Raw genomic sequence first — 5,029 nt, 5'->3', positions numbered from 1 at the left:
TTTATGGAGAAGGGTACACAATAAGGATTTATAATATATCCCCATATTCTACACTTTTAAGCACTTTCCATAGTTGTAAGTGCAAACAATAGCAATTATTCATGAAACAGACAAGTTTTTGTGAAAGAAATATTGGGAGTTTATTATCAACATAATTCAACATTTCTCTTTGATTTCATTGTGGAAAATACTACTGGCACATTTTGGAAAATGATATGATTTGATTAACTTTGAAATAAATGTTATCAAATATGATTATCAAACGAACCATAAAACTTGATGTTCAGAACCAACAAAATCCCCCCGTAGAGTCAACCAGCAAGTGCAAAATTAGTCAATCCTTTTATAAAACTCGTGTTTGGTGTTGAAAACTTGAGTTTTTTACTCCCAACCTGGAGCATAAAGTGCCGATGCGTTCTCGTATATTCATTTTTCATTGTTTGGGGTTACAAATATAGCAAAAGGCAGAGAATCTTTCCCTGCCTTTACGCATAATCTTTTAAAAATTAAATTGATACTCAGATGATTATTGTGATAACTCTCGATTTGGAGCATTACCATCACATAAATGATATGCGTTTTATATTAAGTATTTTTTTTCTTTTGAATTCTTCTGAATATTTGCTATAAAAAGCTCTCTATTATTTTTTAAATTACTCATAGAATTTATCCAAGTATCTAACTTTCCATACCAATAATAAAAAATTTCCTTATCCCATAAACAGGATTCATGCTTCAGGGTTGTGTAGATATTTTCTGCTAATTCCATTTTGTCAAGATATAAATATATGCCATATAGTAGTCTGAAGAGTTTAATTTGCAACAAAAAATTACTTTTAATATTTGGATTATTGAAGTTTTCTTTCAGATAAGAAATAAATGTTGCTGAACGTATGTCTTTTCCTAACTCAATTATCTTACTACAATATGCTGTTATTTGAGGAACATTTTCTTTTTCTTCATCATACGAAACACACAAATCTATACCTTTATGTTTCACCGGCGTTAATAGCAGTGGACTATCCATGCATTTGTTAAATGTATTTTCCCATAAAGGGTAAATAACAAGATGTGGTTTATATTCAGACTTATTAGGCATTGGAATCAATTTCCATCCTATGATTATGCATTCTAAAATATTATAAAATTGATTATTTGAGAAAGGAGACAGTCCTAAGTCAGTACACCATATTTCTTTTATATAATTCTTGTTCATAATTAATTTATAAGTATTATACTGGAGGAGAAAGTCCTCCAGTATGTAAGATGTCATTATCTGTTAACTTTTCTAATTACGGTTCAACTCTATTACCAGGAAAATTCCTCCATTATGTTCTCCGTCAAGATAATTTTCACTATTTCTTGGGTCATAATTAGAGATGGGATCTACGCTCATCCACAGACTCACCCTCGGCTCATAGTACCTTGCACCATAGTAGTACATACCAGTCTCCTCATCCAGCTCCTTGGCGTTGAGTTTTACTCTACGATTGGCTGCACTCGGCATAGTGCAAGCAAGCTTGGCACTGCCGTAGTGGTACTTCACGTTGTTTTCTGGATGGTCGGGGTAGTTGATGGCCGTCAGACGTCCGAAGCCATCCACGAAGGTTACGGTCTCCATATCATCGTTTGGGGGCTGAATGTCGTAATGTTTGGTCACTGCGTATGCCGGTGCAGTGATACCATTGGTACCGAAAGTAGCCTTAGGCTGATAGTCAAAGGCAATGATGTACGGCACTCCTGTTGCTAATTCGTTAGGACCACGAACCGCCTTGATGCGTCCAAGGTTGTCGAGGTCGGTCTCATAGTTGAGTCGGTTGAGGTCTGTACGGCGCAAAGCCATGCCATAGCGGTAGTCGAAGTTGCCAGCCTCGCTGCTGTAGCCAAAGGCATCATCAATGCGGGAGACATACATGTTCATCACCGGCTCATAGTGGTAGGTGTACCACATACGTTGCCCCTTGGCATTGGCAGGGAGTGTGGTTTTGGTGCCTCTTATGATTTCACTCAACATGCGTATAAAAATCTACTGCTTTATGTGAAAGATTAATCAATACAAGCATATAAAATTTATTATTTCCTTTTAATGGATTTATAACTGTTTTACGAGGGTTACTTGCAAATACTGCTGTGGTATGCACATCATATTTTTTTGTCTTGTAGGCATATAAATTAACTAAGAGCATTGTATCCTTGTTGCTTTCATAACAAAAATATTGTCGAAAATATAATTCTAGAATATCATTGTTGTTAACAACTTTATCTATTAAATATTTATCACTCAAGAAATCTACAAGAAGGGAATCTCCATATTTTAAATCGGTTGGTGTCACTTCTTTATATCTCTGTTTTCCACTCAAGAGTCGCCTACCATTTCTCCATTCTGCTATTTCTTGCAAAATTTCGAATTTAGAGTATGATGGTGAATCCTTTGCCCAAATCTTCTCTATATAAAATTTGGGGGATGACATCTTTTTATTAGTCTGCCTGTTTGAACAAGCAAACAAGCAGACTAAAATAAGCATCCAATATACATTTTTTTTCATCTTAGCTTATCAGAAAACATATTTGAAACCATTGGTTCCAGGTTGGTCAGTATTACTATATGTTATTGCTCTGCCATTCTTGTCTTTAACGCTCTCTCCATTACGGTATACCTCCCAATGACCAGGGATTGTTGTTTTGAAATCTTTTCCTGTTGCAATATTTCCTACTCTTTCATCTCCCAATCTGATCGAATATAACGTAGCGTTTGGTGCAATGAATGTGACATCTTTAAATGCTTCATCTTTACTCGTTGGCGGAATTTATTTAAGTTGATAAGTATGAGTAAAATGTTGCACACGTCGTTGACTTTTTAGTAACTTAGTGGTACAAAACTAATCAGGTTATAAAATCATTGTTATGCACAACCTCATGGCAAAGTTCCAAAAAATACTTGAAATCTGCAAGCAATATGCTGGAAATCAAGCTTGCCTCTGCCGTAATGGTACTTCACGTTGTTCTTCGGATGGTCGGGATAGCGGATGGCCGTTGTGTTACAATCCATTTTCTATTATTTTTTTCCAGTCAGAAAAATACAAGATAAATTGAAAAAACATCTTTCATCCATCTGTATTCTTAAACATTCTTCAACTTCCTTCTTCTTGATAATAACGATTCTTTTTGCATAAAATTCTGTGTCTGATTTGGAAATGAAATAGGAGAAAGTTTTACCGACTGCAATGTTTTTGACAAAAGAGTAGCCTATACAGGTTGATTGTTTATTTAATAAGTTATCATACATCATTTCAATCCAATTGAAATCACCCTTTCTTTTTTTAAAGAAATCGTAGATTAAATCATTATTTGATTTATTATTTATTGGTACCAATGATATCCATGTTAAATAATCTTCGCTTGAATTATTTGTAACTTGAATCTCATTTATGTTTTGAGCTTGTTTTGTAATTCCGTTAAAATAGCAAAATGGTATAGTGTCAACATGTATTTCGTTCTGAGCATTTATTTTCATGCCAACAAGAGAAAAAAGAAGGGATGCAATGTAAATCTTTATTTTCATCGTGAATTGAAATGTTTATGTTGTTTGTAAAATCTACTTCCCCATCAAACCACTTTCACCAGTGGATAAACCGTTCATCGTTTCTCCTTTTGCATTGAGTCAACCAACAAGTGCAAAATTAGTCAATCATTTTATAAAACTCTTGTTTGGTGTTGAAAACTTGAGTTTTTCACTTCCAATCTGGAGTGCAAAGTGCCGAAGCGTTCTCGTATATTCATTTTTCTTTGTTCTGGACTACAAATATAGCAAAAGGCAGAGAATCTTTCCCTGCCTCTATGCCTAATCTTTAAAAAAATAAATTGATAATCAGATGATTATTTTGATAACTCTCGATTTGGAGCATTACAGCGATTTTACTATACGCTTAAAAGTGAAATAACCAATAATATTTTTATCTATATCCTCAAAATTCCGTGGCGATTTCCGATTAGGATAATCATCACGGAATTTTATTTGACATTACTTGTTTTGACCCAAAAAGTGGGTCAAAACACAATTCCCTACTTCACAGGCAAGAATTTACTGAACCAATCTGCCAATGGTAAAGGACAGCTATTTATCCAAAAGCATATATATTGAAAGCCTTTTAGTTAAAAATGTGTTTTAGGAATAAGGATTATTCTTGTAAAACTTGTATGAATGTAGAGAAAAACGTATTTTTGTAGTCGTTAAAAATGTGTATTTACGCAAAATCAAAGAGTAGAGAACATGAATATAAGCAGAGATAAGTATCTGAACCAACTTATTCACAGTTGTGGCAATGGTTTAATAAAGGTGATAACAGGTATGCGCAGATGCGGTAAGTCATTTCTGCTATTTACACTTTTCAAAAACTATCTGCTTGAGCATGGGGTAAAGGAAGATCATATCATAGGAGTAAATCTTGAAAACCGTCTGAATAAAAGTTTGAGAGATCCGGATGTCCTACTGCAGTACATAAACAGCCGTCTGTCATCAGATGGTCACTATTATGTGATGCTGGATGAGGTACAGATTGTCAGTGAGTTTGAAGATGTACTGAACTCATTTCTTAGCATCAGCAATGTTGACGTGTTTGTGACAGGGTCGAATGCGAAGTTTCTGTCGAAGGATGTCATTACAGAGTTCCGTGGCCGTGGCGATGAAATACACATGCGCCCACTTACTTTCAAAGAAGTGGCAGATTTTCGCGGAAACTATTCACAAGAACTAATTCGCGAATATATGCTGTATGGTGGCTTGCCTCAGGTAGTGCTTGAGCAAGACATAGACAAGAAGGTTAACTATCTGGAGCAGCAGATGGAGCATACCTATTTGCGTGACATTAAAGAACGCTATGATGTGCGTCAAGACAGCGACCTTGCAGAACTGGTGGATATTATGGCTTCCTGTGTTGGTGGATTGACCAATCCACCAAAAATAGCAGACACATTCAAAAGTGTTAAGCATAGTAGCATTTCGAAGGATACCATACGCCTATATCTTGAA

At 35.2% G+C, this 5,029-nt stretch carries 6 protein-coding genes; 1 reads left to right on the top strand and 5 read right to left on the bottom strand.

The genetic code is table 11. The features are described from left to right. Positions 1-580 precede the first annotated feature (580 nt). The 5 genes from HMPREF0650_RS06785 to HMPREF0650_RS06770 form a co-directional block, all read right to left on the bottom strand. A complete protein-coding gene (locus HMPREF0650_RS06785) occupies positions 581-1,216 on the bottom strand; it encodes a hypothetical protein (protein ID WP_155813598.1) in 636 nt (211 codons plus the stop codon). A 72-nt stretch (positions 1,217-1,288) separates the two neighbouring features. Continuing rightward, a complete protein-coding gene (locus tag HMPREF0650_RS13525) occupies positions 1,289-2,014 on the bottom strand; it encodes an RHS repeat-associated core domain-containing protein (protein ID WP_040562749.1) in 726 nt (241 codons plus the stop codon). After that, entirely contained in the window at positions 2,004-2,546 is a 543-nt protein-coding gene (locus HMPREF0650_RS13095) for a hypothetical protein (protein WP_004349431.1), read from the bottom strand. The genes HMPREF0650_RS13525 and HMPREF0650_RS13095 overlap by 11 nt, the downstream gene beginning before the upstream one ends. Before the next feature lie 368 nt (positions 2,547-2,914). Then, positions 2,915-3,049: a hypothetical protein gene (locus HMPREF0650_RS13655; protein WP_281032259.1), complete on the bottom strand. Its 135-nt coding sequence runs from the start codon at positions 3,047-3,049 to the stop codon at positions 2,915-2,917. A 6-nt stretch (positions 3,050-3,055) separates the two neighbouring features. Further along, positions 3,056-3,562, bottom strand: coding sequence for a hypothetical protein (locus tag HMPREF0650_RS06770; protein ID WP_040562747.1), 507 nt, complete (start codon positions 3,560-3,562; stop codon positions 3,056-3,058). Between the two features lie 708 nt (positions 3,563-4,270). On the opposite strand from HMPREF0650_RS06770, the gene HMPREF0650_RS06765 reads away from it, so the two are divergent. Beyond that, the coding region (locus tag HMPREF0650_RS06765; protein ID WP_004349428.1) for an ATP-binding protein at positions 4,271-5,029 on the top strand (759 nt) is incomplete at its 3' end.

Source organism: Hoylesella buccalis ATCC 35310, from assembly GCF_000177075.1.
In the GTDB taxonomy this organism is placed as follows: domain Bacteria; phylum Bacteroidota; class Bacteroidia; order Bacteroidales; family Bacteroidaceae; genus Prevotella; species Prevotella buccalis.
This window is presented reverse-complemented; position numbering and strand designations above follow the sequence as displayed.

Coding starts and splice junctions, on each gene's coding strand:
- HMPREF0650_RS06785 (WP_155813598.1), bottom strand. CDS start 1,216: ATGAACAAGAATTATATAAAAGAAATATGGTGTACTGACTTAGGACTG.
- HMPREF0650_RS13525 (WP_040562749.1), bottom strand. CDS start 2,014: ATGTTGAGTGAAATCATAAGAGGCACCAAAACCACACTCCCTGCCAAT.
- HMPREF0650_RS13095 (WP_004349431.1), bottom strand. CDS start 2,546: ATGAAAAAAAATGTATATTGGATGCTTATTTTAGTCTGCTTGTTTGCT.
- HMPREF0650_RS13655 (WP_281032259.1), bottom strand. CDS start 3,049: ATGGATTGTAACACAACGGCCATCCGCTATCCCGACCATCCGAAGAAC.
- HMPREF0650_RS06770 (WP_040562747.1), bottom strand. CDS start 3,562: ATGAAAATAAAGATTTACATTGCATCCCTTCTTTTTTCTCTTGTTGGC.